This window comes from Nocardia sp. NPDC059764, assembly GCF_042732555.1.
GTDB lineage: Bacteria > Actinomycetota > Actinomycetes > Mycobacteriales > Mycobacteriaceae > Nocardia.
Genome location: NZ_JBHWHH010000339.1, coordinates 1 through 2,220, shown reverse-complemented (window position 1 = coordinate 2,220; position 2,220 = coordinate 1). Strand labels below are relative to the sequence as shown.

3 protein-coding genes are annotated in these 2,220 nt (G+C 69.3%); all 3 read left to right on the top strand.

What is annotated here, in order from left to right; translation table 11 throughout:
• Positions 1-167 precede the first annotated feature (167 nt).
• Genes ACFV4K_RS35455 through ACFV4K_RS35445 form a run of 3 tightly spaced genes read left to right on the top strand, consistent with a single transcriptional unit; the run spans position 168 to position 2,168 of the window.
• Positions 168-926: a hypothetical protein gene (locus ACFV4K_RS35455; RefSeq protein WP_379280662.1), complete on the top strand. Its 759-nt coding sequence runs from the start codon at positions 168-170 to the stop codon at positions 924-926.
• A 52-nt stretch (positions 927-978) separates the two neighbouring features.
• Positions 979-1,569 (top strand): hypothetical protein, encoded by a 591-nt coding sequence (locus ACFV4K_RS35450; RefSeq protein WP_379280661.1) that lies wholly within the window; start codon positions 979-981, stop codon positions 1,567-1,569.
• 53 nt (positions 1,570-1,622) lie between these two features.
• Positions 1,623-2,168, top strand: coding sequence for a hypothetical protein (locus tag ACFV4K_RS35445; protein ID WP_379280660.1), 546 nt, complete (start codon positions 1,623-1,625; stop codon positions 2,166-2,168).
• The last annotated feature ends 52 nt before the right edge of the window (positions 2,169-2,220 follow it).

Genomic DNA, 2,220 nt, shown 5'->3' with positions numbered 1-2,220 from the left:
GGCCGATCCTGTGACCAGCGATAATGCGCCGAAGAAGGCACGGTGCGAAAAGAAATAGCGGAATACTTGCCAGTAATTTTCTGAAAAGTATCGATTTCACACCCCTGTTCACTTACTGTGCGTCGGACCCCTACCCCAGCCGGGTTGCAGCACAGGAGAACGTAACAGTGAGCAAAATCCCCTCGGGCGCCCGCCACCTCGGCGCCGGACTGGCCGTTCTGGCCATCGCGACCGGCGCCGCCTCGGTTCTGGCCATGCATCAGGCCCCCGCCGCGCACGCGACCGTCGACTCGATCAGCATCTCGGGCTCGAACTGGACCGTCGGCCAGACCTACACCCTCAGCGCCAATCTGAGCGGCTGGGAGTTCGGGCTGCTCTGCTACTGGGAAGACAACGGCAACCCCATCACCGACCCCGCCGCCAAAGTGCCGTGGCCGGCGTATCACTCCAGCACCGACTGGACCCCCACCACCGCGGGCAAGCACACCATCACCCTGAAACAGGGCAGCTCCACCAACACCCTGATCGTGAACGTCAGCACCGTCGCCACCACGACGACCGCACCGCCGACCACCACGACCACCGTGCCGCCGACCACCACCACGACGGCCCCGCCGACGACCACCACGGATCCCACGACCACGGTGCCGCCCACGACGACCACCACGGTCCCGCCGACCACCACCACGGTGCCGCCGACGACCACCACGGATCCCACGACCACGGTGCCGCCGACCACGACCACCACGGTCCCCCCGACCACCACCACGGATCCGACCACCACGACCACGGTCCCGCCGACCACGACGACGGATCCGAGCACCACGACGGCGCCGCCGACGACCACCACGGCCCCGCCGACCACGACCACTCCCGCGCCCAGCGGCGGCACCGGTAGCGCCAACGGCCTGCCCTTCGGTCTCTGACCCTCGCGGTCTCCGACCTTCTCCGAACCCCTTGTTGCACACAGGAGTACCCATGCGCACCACCACCGTCCGGCGCCTCGGCGCCGGGTTGGCGGGCCTCGCCGTCGTCACCGGCGGCGCCCTGGCCATGCAGACCCACGAGGCCCCCGCCGCGCACGCGACCGTCGACTCGATCACCATCTCGGGCTCGAACTGGACCGTCGGCCAGACCTACACCCTCAGCGCCAATCTGAGCGGCTGGGAGTTCGGGCTGCTCTGCTACTGGGAAGACAACGGCAACCCCATCACCGACCCCGCCGCCAAAGTGCCGTGGCCGGCGTATCACTCCAGCACCGACTGGACCCCCACCACCGCGGGCAAGCACACCATCACCCTCAAGCAGGGCAGCTCCACCAACACCCTGATCGTGAACGTCAGCACCGTCGCCACCACGACGACCGCACCGCCGACCACCACGACCACCGTGCCGCCGACCACCACGACCACGGTCCCGCCGACGACCACCACCACGGTCCCGCCGACCACGACCACCACCGACCCCACCACCACGCCGCCGACAACGACGGCTCCCCCGTCGACGACCACCCCGGCTCCGAGCGGTGGCGGTACCGGCAGCGCCAACGGCCTGCCCTTCGGTCTCTGACCGATCTCCCCCAGTTCCCTTGGGGCACAGCCAGACACAACAGAGGAGTAGTCATGCAGAGCAAGTCTTCGGGCCGGTCGATCACAGCGGGGATGGCCGGTCTGACCGTCGCGTCCGCCGCCGCGGTCGCGGTCGCCCTGGCCCCAGGGGCGAACGCCACCGTCGACGTGATCACCGTGTCCGACAGCGCGCCGACGGTCGGGGGTACCTACACCCTCAGCGCTGATCTGTCCGGTGCGTCGATCGGGCTGCTGGTGAATTGGAACGACAACGGCGCGAGCCTGACCGACGGCGTCGGCATCATCCCGTGGCCGGTGGGCCACTCGAGCGTCACCTGGAAGCCCACCACGCCGGGCCAGCACATCATCACGGCCTCGCAGGGCAGCAGCACGCAGACCCTGATCGTGAACGTGGCGGGCGGCACCACCACCCCGCCGACCACCACCCCGCCGACCACCACCACGGCGCCGACCACCACGGCGCCGACCACCACGAAGCCGTCGACCGGCGGCGGTGGCAGCATCGGCTCCGGCAGTGCGACCGGTAGCGCGGGCAAGCTGGTGGGCGGTCTGCTGAGCGGCCTGTTCGGCAGCAGCTAGCGAATCGCCTTACGCGATCGGGCGTGTCGGGTTCTCCGGAACCTGACACGCC